This is a genomic window from Mycobacterium sp. (genome assembly GCF_035314665.1).
Lineage (GTDB): Bacteria > Actinomycetota > Actinomycetes > Mycobacteriales > Mycobacteriaceae > Mycobacterium.
In genome coordinates this window covers 1-18,580 of record NZ_DATFZD010000124.1, presented here as the reverse complement: position 1 = coordinate 18,580, position 18,580 = coordinate 1, and the positions used below count along the sequence as shown (strand labels likewise).

The window sequence follows — 18,580 nt, the reverse complement described above, 5'->3', positions numbered from 1 at the left end:
CGAGCTGTCCAACTTTTTCTGACATATCGTCTTGTTTTCTGACGGTTCGTCTCACAGACTATATGATGTACGCCACATTCGTCCAGACGGTGAGAGGCGCGACATGGAGATCACGAACCGACCGGCCGACGACGCAGGCCGGGACAAGATCGACGAGGATGACCACGACCTGTTGACCTTCGGCGAGGCCGGTGAACGGCTTCGCATCGAGATCACCGCCGCGGAGCGGGACGCGCAGCGGCTGAGGCAATCGGGGCCGGTCGAGGCGCTGAAGAAGGCCGAGGCGCGCCTCGACGCGCTACGGTCGGCTGCTGCGCGCAACAGCGCGCACCCCATCAACGACGCGAACTTCGAGAAGTTCTTCGGCTATCCCGGCAAGGCCAAGCGCAACCTGCCCGGAGCGCCATCGGCCCGATGACAACCGCGTCGGAACGCACCGATACTTCTGGCATGGCCCGCGCTCCGGACAAGTTGCGGCGCCCCGGCTATTCCCCCGCTGCCAATGCCGGCGTGGGTCGCCGCGGCCTGCACACCCGCGACCGCATCCTCGGATGCGCTGCGGAGGTGTTCCTGGCCAACGGATTCCACGCCACCTCGCTCGACGTTATTGCCAAGGCAGCCCACGCCTCCCGCGCAACCGTCTATCAATACTTCGCGGGCAAGGAGGAGATCTTCCGCGAGCTCAGTGCGTTGGCCGAACGCGATGTGCTCGCACACGGCGAACATCTCGGTCAACTCGCCCCGACGGCCGACGGAGTGCACGCGCTGCACCGCTGGCTAGTCGAATGGGCGGACATCTACGACGCCCACGCCGCGGTATTCGCCGAGTTTCCCGGCATCGGCACCGCTACCGGGTTGTCCGTCATCGATGCCAGCGCAGCCGCCCAGGAGTTCCATCGGATGGTCACCGATCGGCTGCGCGGAACGCGCTTGGGAGAGCTGGAAGTCGACGATGCGGCCGCAGCAGTGGGGCGAATTCCGCACATGGTTCATCTCTACCGCTACCGGGAGCTGTTCCCGTTGCCCGCTCGCGCGACGTTGTCGTGGTCGTTGACCGTCGCGTTGCAGCTGATGCTATTTCCCGAAACCCCGGACGACGTATTGCAGGAAGCAACACCCGATGTGACAGAGGCGTGTGTGCGAACACGGCCGTGCGCCCTCAACAGTGCCGGGGCCGCGCCCGCAGTCACCGACACTCCGGGCTCGCCGATTCGGCAGGACGTGCTGTCGGTCAGCTCGGCTTTGTTCGCCGAACGCGGCTACTACGCGATCGGTATGGACGAGATCGCAGCGGCGGCCGATGTCAGCCGCGCGACCTTGTACCGGTACTTCAGCACCAAGGACAAGATCCTGGCCGAACTGACCCGCCGGGCGGTCTTCGAGATCGAAGAGCACGCCGCCGCCCTGCCGGCCATGGCCCCCGATTCACTGACCGAGTGGATGCGTGGCTACGTCCGATTCCATCGCACCTACCGCGGCGTGATCCGGGCCTGGTTCGACGGCACTGTCGCAGAACAACTCTCCGGCGCCGACGTCGACCACGGCATTGGCACAATTCACCAAGCGGTTGCCGCGCTGCTGTCCACCGTCGACTTGCCCGCCGGCATCGACGCCGACGTGGCGGGCGCGGTTTTCATGGCGGTCCTGGGCCGGATGTCCGAGCCGGCAACGGCAAGCACGCCGGACAGCGACGAGCGGGCCGCAGACTTGATGGTCAAACTGTTACGCCGTGCGCTCCTGCGCCCTTAAGGTCGGCGCGCAATCGCTTCTTGTCCACCTTGCCGCTGACCAGTAAAGGCAGATCGGCGACCAGCACCAGCCGCCGTGGCACCTTGTAGCGCGCCAGCCGTCGCCGCACGCCCTCCTGCACCGTCTCCAGCGTCAACGACGCACCGCTGTGCGGCACCACGACCGCGCAAACCGCTTCGCCCCACCTGTCGTCGGGCACCCCGATGACCGCGCAGGCGGCTACCCCGCCAACCGCGCAGACCGCATCTTCGACCTCGGGCGAGTAAATGTTCTCCCCGCCGCTGATGATCACGTCCTTCTTGCGGTCCATCAGGTAGAGCAGCCCCCGTTCATCGAACCGGCCCATGTCGCCGGTGCGACACCACCCGTCGCGGAGCGTCGCCTGCGTGGCCGCGGGGTCCTGCCAGTAGCCGCGGAACATAGCGTCGGATCGCACAACGATCTCACCCGCCTGCTCGGCGGGGACGACGCCACCGCTGTCGTCGACCAGCCGCACCCGCGTCCCGGGAAATGGGAAACCCACAGAGGCCAACAGCTTTTCGGCGTGGGGCTGGTCGAGATCGTGCAACTCACGGGGCAGTCCGGAGACGATCACCTCAGTCTGCCCGTACAAGTTGAGAAAGCCGGCATCCGGTAGCACGGCGAGCGCTCGCCGCAGGATGGCTGTGCTCATCGGTGCGGCCGAATAGACCACCGTGCGCACCGATCGCACCGCGGAGCGGTCACTGACGACATCGAGCAAGGCGCTGAGCATGACCGGCGCCAGGTGTAATACCGTGATCCGCTGGTTGGCGATCAACCGCACCGCGTCGGCGGCGTCGAACTGTTGTTGCAGTACCACCGTTCCGCCGCGTGCGTGCAGTCCGCCGATGATCCCGATCGCACCGAAATGGAACATCGGCATGTTGATCAGCCCGCGATCGGCGCTGCCGCAACGGATTTCATTGTTCATCGTGAAGACGACCCGGCGCATCTCACGCTGTCCGAGGATGCAGCACTTGGACGCGCCGGTGGTGCCGCTGGTGAACAACAGGTACGCGATATCGTCTGGCCGGGCAACGAGTTCCGGCTCTCCACCGCGGCCTCCTGCGACGAAATGCTCGTAGGCGGTGCTCGCCGGCGGCGCGTCTCCCCCGATGGCCACCAGCATCGGCGCCGACGCCATACCCGCTAAGAGATCGGACATCACCGGCACGAACTCATCGGCGCAGAACACCATCGACGGGGCAAGGCGGTGCACTGCGTCCGCCATCTCCGGCACCGAGAGCCGAAAGTTGATGGCGACCATGATGATTCCGCTGAGTTGGGCGGCCGCGTTCAGCTCACCGAACTCGATGCTGTTGCGGCTCAACACCGCGATGCGGTCCTGACGCCTGACCCCGGCCGCGGCCATCGCCGACACCAATCGGACTGCCCGGTCCCGTAACTGGGCGTGGGTGACGGTGCGGTGGCCGTGTCGGTAGGCGACGACGTCGGGGAAGCGCACCGCGTTGTCGGTCACGATGTCACCGAGCGTCATGTCGTCGACCGCGGTCATCGATTTACCGGCTACTCAACAACATCGACCCGGCGACCGGTCCGCCGCCCACCCCGACGGCCACCACCTCGGGAGTGTTGGGCGCCTGCCGATCGCCGCCCTCGCCCCACAACTGCACGCACGCCTCGTGCAGGAAGCCCATTCCGTGCAGTCGACCACCGGAGAGTTGCCCACCGCTGGTGTTGATCGGCAGCGAACCATTTAGAGCGATACGCGAACCGTCGGCTGAGTCTTCCAGGAGCTGGCCGACTTTGCCGTGCTCGCAGAAACCCATCGCTTCCAGCCACATCACGGTCAGGAAGGTGAAGCCGTCGTAGAGCTGGGCCATGTCGACGTCGGCGGGAGTCAGCGTCGTGTGCTCCCACAGCGTGGCGGCCGAATCGTGGGCGGCCATCGTGGTGATGTCGCGGCGCTGGTCCCAGGTCGCCCGCTCGAACATGCCGGGGCCGACAGACTCCACCGTCAGCGGGTGACGCGGCAGGCCGTTGGCGGCGTCACGGCGCGACACGATCACCGCGGTGGCGCCGTCGCATGGCACGTCGCAGTCGTAGAGACACAGCGGCTCGGAGATCATCCGGGCACCGAGGTAGTCGTCCATCGTCATCGGCTCGCGGTAGACCGCGTCGGGGTTGAGTCCGGCGTTGGTGCGGGCGTTGATCGCGATGCGGCCCAAATGCTCGCGGGTCAGGCCGAAGTCGTGCATGTAGCGCTGGGCGGGCATCGCCAGCCAGTTCGCCGCCGACAGTGCGCCAAAGGGTGCCGTCCACTCCAGGTGCGGAGGCAACTCGCCGCCGCCGAACAGCACCGAGGCGCGACCGCCGCCGGCCTGCTGCGCGGCGGTTGACTCCCACACCGACCGATAGACCACGACGTGGTTGGCCAGCCCGAGACTGACCGCCATGCACGCCTCGATCGCCGGGCCGATCTGGCCCGCGGCCTCCAGCGCCGAGACGTACCAGCGGGAGCGCAGCCCGAGTGCGTTGCGGACCTCCTGAACGGTGGCCCCGGAGAACCCGGGATCGGGCACGCCCGGCCCCGGGTAGCTGGCGATCCCGTCGACCTCGTCGACGCTCAGCCCGGCATCGGAGATCGCCCGCAGCACCGCCTCGAGCGTGAGATCCAACCCCGTCCGGCCGAGCCGCCGGCCGACCTGCGACTTGCCCGCCCCGGTGAGGAGGGCCTTACCGTCGAACGGACCGCCGGTCACCAGACGAACCTAGCGATCAGTTCGGCGACCGCGGCCGGTTTGTCGACACCGTCGATCTCCACGGTGTGACGCACGGTTAGGTTCACCGTGTCGTCGGCCACCTTGGCGGCGTCCGCGAGCTCGGAGCGGACCCGCACCCGGCTGCCCGCCGTGACCGCGGACAGGAATCGCACCTTGTTCAGGCCGTAGTTGATGCCCATCTTGGCGTTCTCGACGCGGTAGTTGTCCTTGCTTACGCCGGGGATCAGCGAGAGCGTCAGAAAGCCGTGCGCGATCGTTGCGCCGTAAGGGCTTTCGGCCTTGGCCTTCTCGACGTCGACGTGGATCCACTGGTGATCCATGGTGACGTCGGCGAACGCGTCGATCCGGCTCTGGTCGATGTCCACCCACCGGCTGACACCGAGTTCCTCCCCGATCGTCGCGAGCGCGTCATCGACGGACTTGATCACCTTCACGGGCTGCTCCCAACGTCACGCTGACCTGATATATCGATATCTATTTAACGGTATAGACTGGCCTCGCTCATCGGGCAACCAGCCCGTCACCCTGACGATCTTGGGAGACACATGGCCACCACCACGTCCCGCGCAGCGATCGTGGCCGCTGCCCGCACACCGATCGGAACGGCGCGCAAGGGCACGCTGGCCAACATGCCCGCGGTCGAACTGGCCAAGCCTGTCGTCGCGGCGGTGGTGGAACGGTCCGGCCTCGACGTGGCGGAGTTCGACGACCTGGTGCTGGCCGAGAGCCTGCAGGGCGGCGGCGACAGTGCCCGCTACATCGCGGTTGACCTCGGCCTGACCGGGATCCCCGGCCTGGCCGTCAACCGCCAGTGCGCGTCCAGCCTCTCGGCGATCGCCGTCGGCGCGGGTCAGATCGCGGCAGGCATGAGCCGCGCCATTTTGGCCGGCGGCATGGAGTCGCTCTCCACTGGACCGATATTGCAAAAGCGCAAGCCCTTCACCACCGGCAAGTCCCCAGAGGACTACGAACAGTGGTTTCCGCTGTCGCATCCGCCGACCGCAGACGCACCAGCGCTGGACATGTCCATCACCGTCGCGCACAACTGCGCGGTGCAGTACGGGATCACCCGCGAGGCGCAGGACGAGTGGGCATTGCGCAGTCACCAACGCGCGGTCAAGGCGATCGACGCCGGCTCATTCGTCGACGAGATCATTCCCGTCGAGGTTCCCCAGGCCGACGGCAGCACGATCACGTTTGCCGAGGACGAGCATCCTCGTCGCGGCAGTTCGATGGAGTCGCTGGCGGGCCTGAAAGTGCTGCATCCCGAAATCGAAGGCTTCACCGTGACCGCCGGCAATTCCTCGGGCATCAACGATGCCGCCGCCGTCGTGGCGCTCGCCGCCCCGGACACCGCGAGCGACGTTCTGGCGCAGATCCTTTCGTGGAGCGCGGTCGGGGTGGCGCCGAACCGCACCGGCAGCGGGCCCATCACCGCCATTCCCAAGGCGCTGGAACTGGCCGGCCGCAAGCTCAAGGACGTCGCACTGTTCGAGATCAACGAGGCGTTCGCCGCGCAGGCGGTGGCGTGCGCCCGCGAACTGGGGCTCGACGAGGACATCGTCAACGTCTACGGGTCGGGCATCAGCCTTGGCCACCCGATCGCCGCAACGGGTGCCCGCATGGTCACCTCGGCGATCTACGAATTGCGCAGGCGCGGTGGAGGTATCGGCGTGTTGTCGATGTGCGCCGGCGGTGGCATGGGCGCCGCGATGGTCATCGAGGTGGCCTGAGATGACCCCGCTGATCACCGAGGGACTTTTCCGGGTCGACGGCGACCGTGCGGTGCTGCTTGCGTCGCGGCGCCGTTCAACAGGCGTGGTGAAGTTCCCGGCCGAGCGGCCCGAGCTGTTCGACGGCGACGCCGAAATCCAGGAGGACATCGAGCCGATCGAGTTGTCCACCGAGGGAACGCTGTACACCTACACCACCCAGGAGTTCCCACCACCGTTGCCGTACAAGGGCAATCGGGACCCCAAGGTGTTCCAGCCGTATGTGGTGGGCTTCGTCGAGCTGGCCGAACGCGTGCTGGTGGAGACGCTGATCGTCGATGCGATCCCGGCCGAACTGCGGATCGGCCAGCCCCTGGTGTCGACCACCACCACACTGGAGACCGCCGATGGTCACTCGCTCTTGACGTTCGCGTTCCGACCGGCCCAGGGGAGCTAAAGTCCATCCGGTGACCGACCTGGGCTCCCCGCCCTTCGGGCTTCATCCGCTGCACGGCGTGCACGAACCCACGACCGGTAATCCATTGCGTCGTCCCCGGTCTGCGCGCCGCACCACGTCGATCGACATGACCCGCGACGAGGGCTCGCTGGACCCGGTGTATCTGATGGGGCGGGCGCGCGATCTGTGGACGGCGGCCGACGGAACGGCGACCGAGCTCAGCACCGCGACGCTCTCGGCCACCATCGAGCTGATCGCCCGCGTCGTCCGTCACGTCGAGCTGACGCCAGCGGTCGCCGCGATGTCGCGGCTGGCGGGCGCCCCTGCGATGAGCGGGTTTCGCGCCGCGGCCGACAAGGCGGCGCCCGAGCTGCGGGAGGCCCGCGACCTGCGCTACACGCTGCTTGACGACGTTCCCGTCGCCACCCTGATATCCGGCCATGCGCTGTCGGCGTCGAACCTGCTCGGGGACGTCGCGAAATCGGGGTACCTGCCGGTCGCCGACCAGTGTGCGGGCTTCGCGACCGGCGGGCTGTTGCTGACGTCGTTCGAGGCGGGCGATCCAGTGATCGCCACCGGCCCGCAGGCTCCAGACCTCGATAACGACGACGACCGGTGGGCCTGGCACCACGTGGCGGCGTTACCGCGCCACGCCATGCGCCGCAGGCGCCGCATTGACGTCTACCAGGGTGAGTCGCCGTCACGGGTGGGCATCGATGCGATGTTCCGTGATACCTACGTGCGCAGCGACGGGATCGAGACCATCATCCACGAGTACACCCTGGACGCCGAGGTCGACGCCAAAACCGGCGTCATCGTCGAATCACGCGCCACACCACGGGTGCTGCCCTGGCGGGAGTGTCCCGGCGCGGTCGCGAGCGCACAGCGGATCGCCGGTATGACGTTGAGCGACTTGCACTTCCGGGTCCGGCAAGAGTTGTTCGGCACCAGCACATGCACCCACCTCAACGATCTGTTACGCAGCGTCGCCGACGTGGCCGCGTTGATACCCCTCGTCCTCTAGGCGTTGACGAATGAGAACGTCAGCGTGCGCCTGACCGTCAGCGTGGCCATATCGTCCGATCCGGGTGGCCATACCACCGTGCCCCGCACGATCACACCGCGAATGTCCCGATAGGCGGTGAACGTGTCGGCCACTACGCAGGCCTGGATCTCAGCGTGTTGCGTGGTGTCACCATGGACGCCGTCAACGGTGACGGCGATTTTCGCGGAGTCGAAGTCGACCACCCGCGCCGGTAGGGCCAGCAACTGGCCGTCGGCGTCGACGCAGATCGCGCCGCACGGGCCCTGCGCCAGGAACTCGGCCAGTTCTTCCTCGGTCATGGAAACCGGGCCGCCGCTGCGCGGGCTAGGCACGTCGATCGGGGAGATCGGCGGCGCGGATCTCGGTGAGCCTCAGACCGATGAAGCACCGCTTGCCGCTGAGAAGGCGGTCGCGGACCTTCGTCACGACCGACTCGGGCACGCGCTCATCCGGTGAACGTTCGCCGATGAGTTCGTCGACCTCGGCTGCGGACGGTTGGTAGACGTGCGCGAGGCCACCAACGGAGACCCAACCCTCGTCGTCGCCGATCAGGCATGCGACCTCGGGAGCCGAGCGCAGGTGGTGGACCTTGGCGCTCTTGGCATAGGTGGCGAAGTAGAGACAGCGGGTGGCGGAGCGATAGGCGACCGAACGCATTGCATAGCCGATCGGCCGTCGGGCGCCGTCGCGGCAGAAGAGAAACACGCGATGATTGGCACGGATGAACTCGACGACGTCCGGCGTGTCGAGCGACAGCGGGGTCACGACGCGAGAGGCGCGGGCGGAACCGCCATCGCGACGATCATCTCGGCGACCACCGCGATCATCTCGTCGCGGTCGACGGCCACGGTCTGCCGGTGAACCGTGTACCAGGCCCGGTCCAAGAGGCCCATCACGGCGACGCCGATGACGTCGGGTGAGTGTGCGCCGTTGCCGGCGATCGCCTGGCCCAGCTTCCACGACGCCCGAGTCACCATGCGGTTGCGCGACTTTCGAAAATCATCGTCGTCGGGCGCCGACTGCGTCGACGCGAGCACGAACGCGCCGTGGTGATCCATATAGTCGAAGTAGTGGCCGACCCAGGCCCGGATGTCGGCCGGGCCGAACGAATCGTCGGCGTCGGCCCATTCGGCGATGACGGCGAGGGCCTCGCGGTAAGCGTTCTTGCCGAGGACGTCGAAGATCTCGCGCTTGTCCTTGAAGTACGTGTAAAAGCCGGCCCGTGAAATACCGCACGCTTCGGTGATCGCGTTGATCGGGGTGCCCGCGTAGCCGCGTTCCAGAAAGAGTCTGCGACTGGCATCAAGGATCGAAGAGCGCGTGCGTTCACCGCGAGTGGCGTCCAGTTGCCGCTCGGCGGGCGAAGCCGGGGTCACCGTCATGCGGCGACCTTATATGACAGCATCGTCAACCGCAATCATCACACTTAAAATGCTAATTCTTGATCATAGCGGCCCAGACTTGACACAACTGTCAAGTTCCGCCAAACTCATATCCGAGCCGTATATCGATAGCGAGAGGCACCACGATGACGCAGTTCACCGACGCACCGATTTTCGATGCCGATCAGCACATGTACGAGACCCCCGATGCGTTGACGAAATACCTGCCCGAGCAGTTCCAGCCCAAGGTGCAGTTCGTCCAGATGGGCAGGCATACGCGGATCGCGATCCTGAACAAGATCACTGACTACATGCCCAACCCGACGTTCGAACGGGTCGCCGCTCCCGGAGCGCACGAGAAGTTCTACTCCGGCCAGAACCCCGAGGGTCTGTCGATGCGGGAGATGTCGGGCCGCGGCATCGACACTCCGCCTGGCGCACGCAACCCCGAGGACCGGATCGCCGAACTGGACCGCCAGGGAGTCGATTCATGCCTGAACTACCCGACGCTGGCCAACCTGGTCGAGCACTCGGCCGCCGAGGACCCCGACCTGACGGTGGCGATCATCCACGCCCTGAACCAGTGGATGCTGGAACATTGGGGCTTCAGCCACGCCAACCGGGTTTACTCGACGCCGGTGCTCACCCTGGGACTCGTCGACGAAGCGCGTCGCGAACTCGAATACATACTGGACAACGGCGCCAAGGTCGCGCTGATCAAGCCGGCGCCGGTGAACGGCTACAAGGGCTGGCGCTCCCCCGCGCTCCCGGAGTTCGATCCGTTCTGGCGCGACGTCGAGGACGCGGGCCTGCCAATCGTGTTGCACGCCAGCCAACCTCCACTGCAGGAATACATCGACAAGTGGGAACCGCCGTCAACCAGCAGCGCGTTCGAGATGTCAGCCTTCAAGTGGACCGCGCTCGGTCACCGGGAAATCGCCGACATGCTCACCAGCCTGATCTGCCACGGCACGTTGACCCGATTCCCGAAGCTGCGCATCGCCAGCGTCGAAAACGGCAGCTCATGGATCAAGCCGCTCTTCGACGACCTGCAGTCGACGTACAACAAGATGCCGCAGAACTTCCCCGAACATCCCCACGACGTATTCCGCCGCAACGTCTGGGTCAGCCCGTTCTGGGAGGGCTCCGTCGCCGACGTCGTGCAAACCGTCGGATGGGACAAAGTCATGTTCGGATCAGACTGGCCACACCCCGAAGGCCTGGCCGAGCCCAAGCGTTACTGGCACTACGCCGAGGGCATGGACACCCGGCGGACCTATGACTTCATGGGCGACAACGCCAGGCGCTTCATGGGCCTACCAATCGCCAACCCCGACCCCAACGCCGTCAAACCCCCGGCACTAGAAACCGTCGGCATCTAGGTCAAACAACAAGCAGCCCCGACGAATTCAACGTCCACGCGGTCATCACAACTCCGATCGACAGGGTTGCGACGACCGAAAGGATTTCGCGCCACTGCGTTCGCCGCCGGGACGGACCGAGATGTTGAGTAGGTCGCGTAGCTTCACACCGCCCTTCATCGCGTCAACGGTCTTCGCGCTACCGGCGCCTACGCGTGCGGGCAGACGGCAGTACTCAACGCGGCACTCCTTTCACGTTGTGCATTCCTGCCATTCCACGGACGGAAGCAGTGCGCTTCTCGTCTTGTCTAATACATCACCCGCCGTCGATCAATGCTGTTACCGTAACGCATACGCGTTGCTGGTAGGGACGCCCGAGAATTTGGCGGGGCGCTCGAACCGTACGACGTTGCGTGCACGATGCCAGCGCTCGAATTGGCTACCCATTATGGGCTGGCGTGCACCATCGCGTCGGTGGCCACGCTCGGGACATCATGTGGACGTAGGCTGCCGGACAGACGCGTAGAACTTCAGACGAAGAGGAAACGGTGATGTCGACGTCTGCGAAAGCCGGACGAAGCCCACGGCGTGGGGGTGCACCGAGGTCCCTCACTGCTGAACAGATCGTCGATACTGCGTTGACGATCACGCGGGAGTCCGGCATTGACGGTCTCACGATGAGCGTGCTGGCCGAGCGACTGAGCGTCGGCGTGATGACTCTCTACTCGTACTTCCGCGGTCGCGATGAGTTGTTGGACGCCATGGGGCAACGCGCTGCGCTCGAGCTGTACGAAACCCACGTCGACGCAACGGACGCAGAATGGCAAGAGGAGCTACGCGTCCACTATCACTCTGTCCGCGACAGCCTCAAGCGCCATCCGACCCTGGCCGATCTCATCTTCTTCCGCGGCGAGATATTGCCTGCGGATCCGGATAGCTATGCACCCATCGTCGCGCACATCCGACGCCACGTCGATGCCATGGTGAATGGCGGCGTGCCACCCCAAGTGGCCGTGAGGGCGTTTTTTGGGCTGTCGATGTTCACCGTTGCCTCTGCGCTCCGTGAAGACGACTTCACCCGCACGTCCACCCACCACCGCGAATACCTCGACGATCTCGTCAAGTCGGTGGGTGGCGGGTCTGATGTCAACACCAGCGGAGACGCTCGCTTCGGATCCGACAACGAGTTCGACATCATGCTCGACATCTTCATCGAAGGAATCGAATCCTCGGCGAAGAAGCGTAAGCGTCAACGCAGTGCCCACTAAACGTGGACACTGCGTGAGTCGCGGCAGGCGACACCCGCAGCCGATCAACGAGGGCCTGATCGAGCCTCAACATCTTCGCCAGCCGACGGCCTGCGATCGCCATCATAACTCGCTGTTGCACACTCAAAGCGTGACGCAAAATCAAAGTGGGAAAGACGCTTTCGACAGCCATCGTCCACGTCGCCTCGGTAGCGTCGCCACCGTTGCCTGCTGGCCGCAGGGACCAGCTTTCGACGAACCGACGAAGGCCGGGAACACCGCGTCGGTTGATGTAGAAGGTGAAGCGCTGCGATTCCTCCCATTCCAGAATCGTCTCCAGGAACGTCGTTCCGAATGCATGCATGAGCCGCTGGCTACTCACCGCGGGAGCGCCCGGTGTGACCCAACCACTCTTCGTGGAGAAACCCGGGCACCACAAACCCCATGCACTGGGGTCTTCGGCCAAAACTGTCCAGAATTGGGCGGGTGTGCCCGGCACCGTCGTCGTTCGGCTCACCCGCACCGGCGCCGTCGACTGCACGCTCACATCTGACGCGAGGAGTTCGCCACCGGGCATCATCCTCATTGACCTCCGCGCGGGTAGTTGAGCATGCGGCGGGCATTGGTCTCGACCATCATCTCGACTTCGTGGTCAGGAATATTGGCGAAGACCTCGGCGGCTCGTTTGCGGCTGTTGGGCCAGTTCGAGTCCGAGTGGGGATAATCCGCCTCGATCGTGATCCGGTCGACGCCGATCTTGTGTCGGTTGTCCAAACCGTGCTCGTCATCGATGAAGCAACCGTAGAAGTGCTTGCGGAACAGATCGCTGGGCCGGGCGTCGAAGTCGATGTTCTGGTAGTAGCGGTGCCTTTCCCACCCGAAGTCACACCGCTCGAGGATGTAGGGGATCCACCCGATTCCGCCCTCGGCAAGTGAAAACGTCAAGTCTGGAAACCGCTGCAGCGCTCCGGACATCAACAGGTCGACGGTGGTCCACATCAGATTCGACGAGAAGAGGATCATGGCGACGACGAACGGTGCGTTCTGCTCGAGCATCCCGAGGCCCAAGTTCGTCGATTGAAACGGGAAACCGGGAACATAGGAGCCGGAGCCAAAGTGAAGTGACAGCGGCACTTTCGCTTCCGAGCAAACGGACCACAGGGGATCCCAGTGGCGGGTGTAGAAGTTTGGCAGGCCCAGCGGCTGCGGACTATCGGGGAATGAGATCGTCTTCGCGCCCTTGGCGATGACCCTCTGCGCCTCGGCCGTCGCTAGGTCGATGTCCCACACCGGCAGGATCGCCATCGGAATGAAGCGATCCGGCGCGGTTGCACACCACTCGTCGATGTAGAAGTCGTTCCAAGCCTGTACGCAGAGATGGGCGAGTTCTTTATCGTTTGCCCGAAGGAATGTGCCTCCGCCGAAGCCGGGAAAGGACGGGAAGCAGATAGCCGATTGCACGCCGTCGAGGTCCATGTCCTTGACACGGGCGGCGGGGTCGTAGCAGCCGGGGATCATGTCCTCATATCGAACGGGGTCCAAGCCCCACTCTTCTCGCGGCTTACCCGCGACGGCGTTGAGTCCAAGCGTCGGAAAGACTTCGCCGTCGTAGTGCCACACGTGATTCCCGTTCGTCTCGACGATCCGGGGACCGGCCTCTCTGAACTTCTCCGGCAGACGGTCCTGCCACACTCGGGGCGGCTCGATGAGGTGGTCATCGACCGAGATGATTTGATGGTGGTCTTGTAGCGGCATGGGTGGCCCTTTCCGTTTAGTAATCAAGCCGGCGACTGGACGCCGATTGAGCCGTATTCCAGGTATCCGTCCAGGGCTTCGGGACCGCCCTCACGACCGAGGCCGGAGGACTTCGATCCCCCGAACGGCGCGCCAACCTCGATGCTGAAGTAGTTGACGTTGACCGCGCCGGTCTTGATGCGTCGCGCTATCGCGAGACCCTCGTCGGGGTCCTTGGTCCATACCGAACCAGACAGCCCGTACTGCGAATTGTTGGCTATGGCAACGGCTTCGCCGATGTCGTCGTAACGCAGGACGACGATGACGGGACCGAAGATCTCGTCCTGGGCGACGAGGGCGTCGGGGTGAACGTCGGTCAGCAATGTCGGCTCGACGTAAAATCCGCGGCCGTCGACCGAGGTGGCTTTTCCTCCAGCTGCGACGGTCGCGCCGTCGGCCACGCCTCGTTCGATGTAACCCAGCACTCTGGCACGCTGGGTCTCCGAGATCAGTGGGCCGATGTCGGTGTCGGGATCGAGGGCATTCCCCACTCGCAGCGCGGTGAACGCCTCCGCGAAAGCCTGGGTGATTTCGTCGGCCCTGCTCGCCGGAACCAGCAGCCGGGTCTGAGCCACACATGCTTGGCCGTTGATCATTGTCATACCGGGTAGCAGGCCCGCGATCAGATGGTCGAGCTCCGCGCTGTCCGTGACGATCGCCGCGGACTTGCCACCGAGTTCGAGGGTGCAGGGCCGGATGCGCTTCCCGCACAGAGCAGCGACCCGGCGACCGGTGGCGGTCGAACCCGTCAACGACACCTTGTCGACATCGGGGTGGCAGACTAGGTACTCGCTGACGTCTCGATCTGCGGGCAGAACGTTGATGACCCCGTCGGGAAACCCGGACGCCTGCACCGCCTCGATGAGAATCTGTGCGCTGAGCGCTGTTTGGGGGTCGGGTTTGACGACCGCGGTGCATCCCGCCGCCAGGACGGGCCCCAGTTTGAGCATCGCGATGGTCAACGGGACGTTCCACGGCACGATAGCTGCCACCACCCCGAGCGGTCGCCGCGAGATATGCACCGGATTGCCGTACAGCCCTGTCCTGGGCTCGAGATCGAACGCGAACTCGCGGGCAACCTGTGCGAAATATCCCGGCACCACGGCGGCGCTCAACGCTTGCACCATCGGCGATGTCGCGATGGAGTTACCGTTCTCTTGGCTTACCGTTCGTGCGACGTCGTCGCCACGTGCCAGCAGGGCCTGACACAGGGCGTCGAGATAGCCTGCACGCTCCGCGGCGGTCGTCGTCGCCCATGGGCCGCTGTCGAAGGCACGCCGCGCGGCCGCCACCGCCGCGTCGACGTCGGACCGCCCCGCCAGCTGCAACGTGGCGATGACGTCTTCCGTGGAGGCGTCTACGACGTCTTGGGGCGTCCCCTGCGATGCTGCCTGGTGACGGCCGTCGATCAACAAAGAAGGACTAGACACGCTCGACCATCTTGACAGGGAAATTGAACAGCTCGGTGGCCCGCCTCCAGGTGAAGTTCTCGACGAAGGTCTCGTCGACACCGTTGAGGTCGCGCTTGTAGACGCTCTGGCTGTTGGGCCAGATCGACTCCATGTGCGGATAGTCGATCTCCAGCACCCAGTTGTGAAAATCCAGCTCCTGGGCCAGGCGCAGAGCAGTCGGCGCCTCCAGTGTGCTGAACGTGTATGTGTCCCGGAGCATGTCGATGGGTCTGCGGTCAAGGTCGGGCCAGCCCTGGCGGTGCAGGAGCGAGTAGTCAAGACACCAATCCAGTCGCTCCAAGAGATGGGGAAGCCACGTCCCGCCCGACTCGCTGATCAACACCTTGAGGCCCGGGAACCGAACATCGAGCCCGGCCCAGATGAAGCTGGCCACGGCCTCGATCGCGCCCGACTGAAAGATCGTGCTTGCGTAGCCGTAGGGCACGGTGTCCAGGGAGATGCTCCAGTTGATCTTCGGCCAGTGCGGCAGATCAGCTGTGTGGTGCACGAGGACGGTTCCGGTCTCCTGGCACGCCCGCAGCAGCGGATCCCAGCTAGGGTCCCCCAGCCACGGCAGGCCGATGTCCGTTGGGTTGCGCAGCGTCACACCTCGGAAGCCGCGCTCTGCATTGCGGTAGATTTCCTGCGCAGCGACTTTCGCGTCGAGGTACCACGTCACCTGGACGGGGATGAACCGTTCCGGCGCGGCGGAAATCCAGGTTTCGAAGTACCAGTCGTTCCAGGCTCGCATCGCCGCAATTCCCAGTTCCGCGTCCTTGGCGTACGAGAAGAAGTCGCCGCCGAACCCGACGCCCGCTGGGGACGAGTAGATGGCCGACGCGGCGACCCTGTCGAGATCCATGTCCGCCAGTCGCGCCTGCGGGTCATAGCATCCCGGGCGGATGTCGTCGAAGGTGACGAGCATGGAATCCAGCCACTGCTCGGGCGTCATTCCCGCCACAGCACTGTGCCGCCACAACGGCACGGACTTGTCGTCGAGCACCCATTGCTGGCCGCCACCTTCCAGCGGGATGATGCGCGGAGCGCGATCCACCCACTTGGCCGGCAGCCGGCCCTCATAGACATCGGCCGTCTCGATCAGGTGATCGTTGGCGGAAACCAGGGTCAGATCTAGGTCGCTCACTCGATCTCCTCGCCAGCGGTCTGTCGGTGACACGCCAAAAGACTGTTCTATGACCTGTCTAACAGCTACGCTGTGCACCGTCAATATAGTTACCGTAACTCGTACGATTCGATCTCCTGCTTCTCGATATGCGACGCGAATCGGCGAAATTTGGGAGCTCCGCATGCAGACACAGGCCGCGATACTTTGGGGCGCACGCGAGCGCTGGTCGGTCGAAGACGTGGAACTCGATCCACCGGGTACCGGTGAGGTGTTGGTGCAGCTCGTCGCGACCGGCCTCTGTCACACCGACGACCATGCGGCTACCGGGGACCTTCCATCGCCTTACCCGGTAATCAGGGGCCACGAAGGCGCCGGGATCGTCGCCGAGGTGGGTCCGGGCGTGTCGTCGGTAACCGTCGGTGATCACGTCGCGATGAGCTTCGTACCTTCTTGCGGGAAGTGCCCGTCGTGCGTCAACGGCGCCCAAAATCTCTGTGACCTTGGGGCTTCGATCCCCCTGGGACGCGCGATTTCGGACGGCGGATTCCGCGCGCACGCCCGAGGGCAGGACATCGCCTCCGGCAATCTGCTGAGCGCATTCGCCCGCCACGCGGTGGTTCACGAGTATTCGATCGTGAAGATCGATCCCGATATTCCACTGGATCTCGCGTGTCTGGTGAGCTGCGGCGTCGCCACGGGATGGGGCTCGGCGGTGAACGCAGGCAAAGTGCATACCGGTGACACCGTGGTAGTCGTCGGTGCCGGCGGCCTCGGCATGAACGCGGTGCAAGGAGCTCGTGCCGCAGGCGCGGCGAACATCATCGTCGTCGAGCCGGTGTCCTGGAAGCGCGACGAGGCAAAGACTTTCGGCGCCACCCATAGTGCGGCGAGCCTGGCGGACGCGGCCGTCCTCGTCGGGACCGTGACCCACGGCCAGATGGCGAACGTCGCCATACTCACCACCGGCGTCGCGACTTCCGAACAGGTCTCGCCAACCGTCAACCTCGTCGGGAAGCGCGGTCGCGTTATCCTGACCGCCGTAGCTCCCATCCTCCAAACCGAGGTAAGCCTGAACCTCATGGAGATGACGTTCTGGGAGAAGAGCATTCACGGTGCGCTCTACGGATCGGGCAACCCTCGGTACATGATTCCCCACTTGCTGGACCGCTACAAGCGAGGTGATCTGATGCTCGACCAGTTGATCACCAAGCGATATGCGCTGGAGCAGATTAACGAGGGTTATGCCGATTTGAAGGATGGCAAGAATATTCGCGGAGTGTTGATCATGGGCGAGTGATCAGCCGAAAGGCGATGATGGTGATGATCGTTTAGCGCGCCGCGCGCTGGCACCTCGTCACGACAGGCCGGCCACGACCGAATTGATCACGCCCGCACATGCTTCGGGTCGGCTGATCATTACTTCGTGCCCGGCGTCGATCGTAACCACCTCTACCGGTGCGATATTGGCGATCATCCGTCGCTGCATACCTGGCCATAGCGCTCGGTCTCGCGCCAGCCGTACATATGTACGCCCGATTGAAGCCGGACAAGTTGCTCCCTCGATGCAGTCAAGGGAAATGGAGGGTGTCTCGGGGACGAGATTATGAAGCACGGCATCGGTGTCTGCGGCGGAGAGATCGCTACAGAACATATGTCGCGAGACGAATTTCGGAAGTGTGAAGGCGCCATCCGGCTTGGAAAGTTGGCGCTTCATCGACCCTTTCGCGAACCACCGGAGAGCCACGGGGAGGTCGTCGACGGGCCTGCTACCCGGTCGCGGTGTCACAGCAGACAAGAAGACGACATGTGCTACCCGATCCGGCACCGCAGCGCACATCCCCAACGCGGTGATCCCGCCCAGCGAATGTGCTACCACAACGGTCTTCTCGTACCCCGCGTTGACGAGATCGTCGACTGCTGCGCCGATGAAGTCGCTTACACGCACCGACGCCGGGCACGCAGGGCGCTTTCCTCGGCCCGTTAAGTCCACGGCGATGGAGGGGCACGTCAACAAGGGCGCTACTCGATGCCAGCACCAGGAAGTGTGTAGTCCACCGTGAATCATCACAACACCCACCGGCGCGCGGTTCATATTATTCAAGTTACCGTAACTACTACGAGCGGTTTAAGTGTTGCGCCAATTTGTAGGTGTCACTGAACGCGGCGCTCAACGATGACGCCTCGGTCTTCGCTGGAGCCCCCGATCAGCCGCCAATACTCGGCACTGCCGGATTCGACATCGCGGTAATCGATTCGGCGATCACCGCGATCACCTCGGTGGATCCGACGAATCACCGAAGGCGTCCGCGGCCATTTTGATGCCGTCGGCCGGAATGGTCAGTGCCGCTTGGTTCGCCATCGTCAGTCGCTGGCGGGCAGTGGCTTCGCCTCTTTGAGGCTCAAGGCAGTTTCACCCACGCTCAAGGTGCCCGCCCCCGCCTTGGTCACGAGCACCTCCGCGCCGCCGTCATCGACATAGCGCTTGCCCATC

Annotated in this window: 20 protein-coding genes; 9 read left to right on the top strand and 11 right to left on the bottom strand. The window is 64.5% G+C overall.

The window, feature by feature from the left end; all coding sequences use genetic code 11:
- Window positions 1-103: 103 nt before the first annotated feature.
- Both VKI00_RS09595 and VKI00_RS09590 read left to right on the top strand, forming a co-directional pair.
- Window positions 104-418 carry an acyl-CoA synthetase gene (locus VKI00_RS09595; protein WP_324437050.1) on the top strand — a complete coding sequence of 105 codons (315 nt, stop codon included), beginning with the start codon at window positions 104-106 and terminating at the stop codon, window positions 416-418.
- Window positions 415-1,749, top strand: coding sequence for a TetR/AcrR family transcriptional regulator (locus VKI00_RS09590; protein WP_324437048.1), 1,335 nt, complete (start codon window positions 415-417; stop codon window positions 1,747-1,749). The genes VKI00_RS09595 and VKI00_RS09590 overlap by 4 nt, the downstream gene beginning before the upstream one ends.
- Here the strand turns inward: VKI00_RS09590 and VKI00_RS09585 are convergent.
- Genes VKI00_RS09585 through VKI00_RS09575 form a run of 3 tightly spaced genes read right to left on the bottom strand, consistent with a single transcriptional unit; the run spans window position 1,715 to window position 4,948 of the window.
- Window positions 1,715-3,286: a class I adenylate-forming enzyme family protein gene (locus VKI00_RS09585; protein WP_324437047.1), complete on the bottom strand. Its 1,572-nt coding sequence runs from the start codon at window positions 3,284-3,286 to the stop codon at window positions 1,715-1,717. The two genes, VKI00_RS09590 and VKI00_RS09585, sit on opposite strands and share 35 nt — an antisense overlap.
- A gap of 4 nt (window positions 3,287-3,290) precedes the next feature.
- Complete coding sequence (locus VKI00_RS09580) at window positions 3,291-4,493, bottom strand: thiolase family protein (RefSeq protein ID WP_324437045.1); 1,203 nt, start codon at window positions 4,491-4,493, stop codon at window positions 3,291-3,293.
- On the bottom strand, window positions 4,490-4,948 hold the full coding sequence (locus tag VKI00_RS09575; RefSeq protein ID WP_324437043.1) for a MaoC family dehydratase: 459 nt from the start codon (window positions 4,946-4,948) through the stop codon (window positions 4,490-4,492). Before VKI00_RS09575 ends, VKI00_RS09580 begins: the two co-directional genes overlap by 4 nt.
- Before the next feature lie 111 nt (window positions 4,949-5,059).
- On the opposite strand from VKI00_RS09575, the gene VKI00_RS09570 reads away from it, so the two are divergent.
- Genes VKI00_RS09570 through VKI00_RS09560 form a run of 3 tightly spaced genes read left to right on the top strand, consistent with a single transcriptional unit; the run spans window position 5,060 to window position 7,707 of the window.
- Complete coding sequence (locus tag VKI00_RS09570; RefSeq protein WP_324437042.1) at window positions 5,060-6,247, top strand: thiolase family protein; 1,188 nt, start codon at window positions 5,060-5,062, stop codon at window positions 6,245-6,247.
- A gap of 1 nt (window position 6,248) precedes the next feature.
- The gene (locus VKI00_RS09565; RefSeq protein ID WP_324437040.1) at window positions 6,249-6,683 is read left to right on the top strand and encodes a Zn-ribbon domain-containing OB-fold protein; all 435 of its coding nucleotides are present in this window, start codon (window positions 6,249-6,251) and stop codon (window positions 6,681-6,683) included.
- A gap of 10 nt (window positions 6,684-6,693) precedes the next feature.
- A complete protein-coding gene (locus VKI00_RS09560; protein WP_324437038.1) occupies window positions 6,694-7,707 on the top strand; it encodes a DUF2889 domain-containing protein in 1,014 nt (337 codons plus the stop codon).
- Here VKI00_RS09560 and VKI00_RS09555 read toward each other — a convergent pair.
- The 3 genes from VKI00_RS09555 to VKI00_RS09545 are packed head-to-tail and all read right to left on the bottom strand — an operon-like array spanning window position 7,704 to window position 9,110.
- Window positions 7,704-8,027 (bottom strand): hypothetical protein, encoded by a 324-nt coding sequence (locus VKI00_RS09555; protein WP_324437036.1) that lies wholly within the window; start codon window positions 8,025-8,027, stop codon window positions 7,704-7,706. The genes VKI00_RS09560 and VKI00_RS09555 overlap by 4 nt on opposite strands.
- A gap of 25 nt (window positions 8,028-8,052) precedes the next feature.
- Entirely contained in the window at window positions 8,053-8,493 is a 441-nt protein-coding gene (locus tag VKI00_RS09550) for a pyridoxamine 5'-phosphate oxidase family protein (RefSeq protein WP_324437034.1), read from the bottom strand.
- Window positions 8,490-9,110 carry a TetR/AcrR family transcriptional regulator gene (locus VKI00_RS09545; protein WP_324437032.1) on the bottom strand — a complete coding sequence of 207 codons (621 nt, stop codon included), beginning with the start codon at window positions 9,108-9,110 and terminating at the stop codon, window positions 8,490-8,492. The genes VKI00_RS09550 and VKI00_RS09545 overlap by 4 nt, the downstream gene beginning before the upstream one ends.
- Window positions 9,111-9,256: 146 nt before the next feature.
- Here VKI00_RS09545 and VKI00_RS09540 point away from each other — a divergent pair, with 146 nt between their 5' ends.
- Window positions 9,257-10,492 carry an amidohydrolase family protein gene (locus VKI00_RS09540; protein ID WP_324437030.1) on the top strand — a complete coding sequence of 412 codons (1,236 nt, stop codon included), beginning with the start codon at window positions 9,257-9,259 and terminating at the stop codon, window positions 10,490-10,492.
- Window positions 10,493-11,022: 530 nt separating this feature from the next.
- A complete protein-coding gene (locus VKI00_RS09535; RefSeq protein ID WP_324437028.1) occupies window positions 11,023-11,739 on the top strand; it encodes a TetR/AcrR family transcriptional regulator in 717 nt (238 codons plus the stop codon).
- Here VKI00_RS09535 and VKI00_RS33760 read toward each other — a convergent pair.
- Genes VKI00_RS33760 through VKI00_RS09520 form a run of 4 tightly spaced genes read right to left on the bottom strand, consistent with a single transcriptional unit; the run spans window position 11,681 to window position 16,107 of the window.
- Window positions 11,681-12,295 carry an SRPBCC family protein gene (locus VKI00_RS33760; RefSeq protein ID WP_414687160.1) on the bottom strand — a complete coding sequence of 205 codons (615 nt, stop codon included), beginning with the start codon at window positions 12,293-12,295 and terminating at the stop codon, window positions 11,681-11,683. The two genes, VKI00_RS09535 and VKI00_RS33760, sit on opposite strands and share 59 nt — an antisense overlap.
- Before the next feature lie 5 nt (window positions 12,296-12,300).
- On the bottom strand, window positions 12,301-13,473 hold the full coding sequence (locus VKI00_RS09530) for an amidohydrolase family protein (protein WP_324437026.1): 1,173 nt from the start codon (window positions 13,471-13,473) through the stop codon (window positions 12,301-12,303).
- A gap of 23 nt (window positions 13,474-13,496) precedes the next feature.
- On the bottom strand, window positions 13,497-14,942 hold the full coding sequence (locus VKI00_RS09525) for an aldehyde dehydrogenase (protein WP_324437024.1): 1,446 nt from the start codon (window positions 14,940-14,942) through the stop codon (window positions 13,497-13,499).
- The gene (locus tag VKI00_RS09520; protein ID WP_324437022.1) at window positions 14,935-16,107 is read right to left on the bottom strand and encodes an amidohydrolase family protein; all 1,173 of its coding nucleotides are present in this window, start codon (window positions 16,105-16,107) and stop codon (window positions 14,935-14,937) included. Before VKI00_RS09520 ends, VKI00_RS09525 begins: the two co-directional genes overlap by 8 nt.
- 163 nt (window positions 16,108-16,270) lie before the next feature.
- Here VKI00_RS09520 and VKI00_RS09515 point away from each other — a divergent pair, with 163 nt between their 5' ends.
- Entirely contained in the window at window positions 16,271-17,386 is a 1,116-nt protein-coding gene (locus VKI00_RS09515; protein WP_324437020.1) for an NDMA-dependent alcohol dehydrogenase, read from the top strand.
- Between the two features lie 57 nt (window positions 17,387-17,443).
- Here the strand turns inward: VKI00_RS09515 and VKI00_RS09510 are convergent, their stop codons facing one another.
- A complete protein-coding gene (locus VKI00_RS09510; RefSeq protein ID WP_324437079.1) occupies window positions 17,444-18,154 on the bottom strand; it encodes an alpha/beta fold hydrolase in 711 nt (236 codons plus the stop codon).
- A gap of 83 nt (window positions 18,155-18,237) precedes the next feature.
- Between VKI00_RS09510 and VKI00_RS09505 the strand changes: the two genes are divergently transcribed.
- The gene (locus tag VKI00_RS09505; protein WP_324437018.1) at window positions 18,238-18,408 is read left to right on the top strand and encodes a hypothetical protein; all 171 of its coding nucleotides are present in this window, start codon (window positions 18,238-18,240) and stop codon (window positions 18,406-18,408) included.
- The last annotated feature ends 172 nt before the right edge of the window (window positions 18,409-18,580 follow it).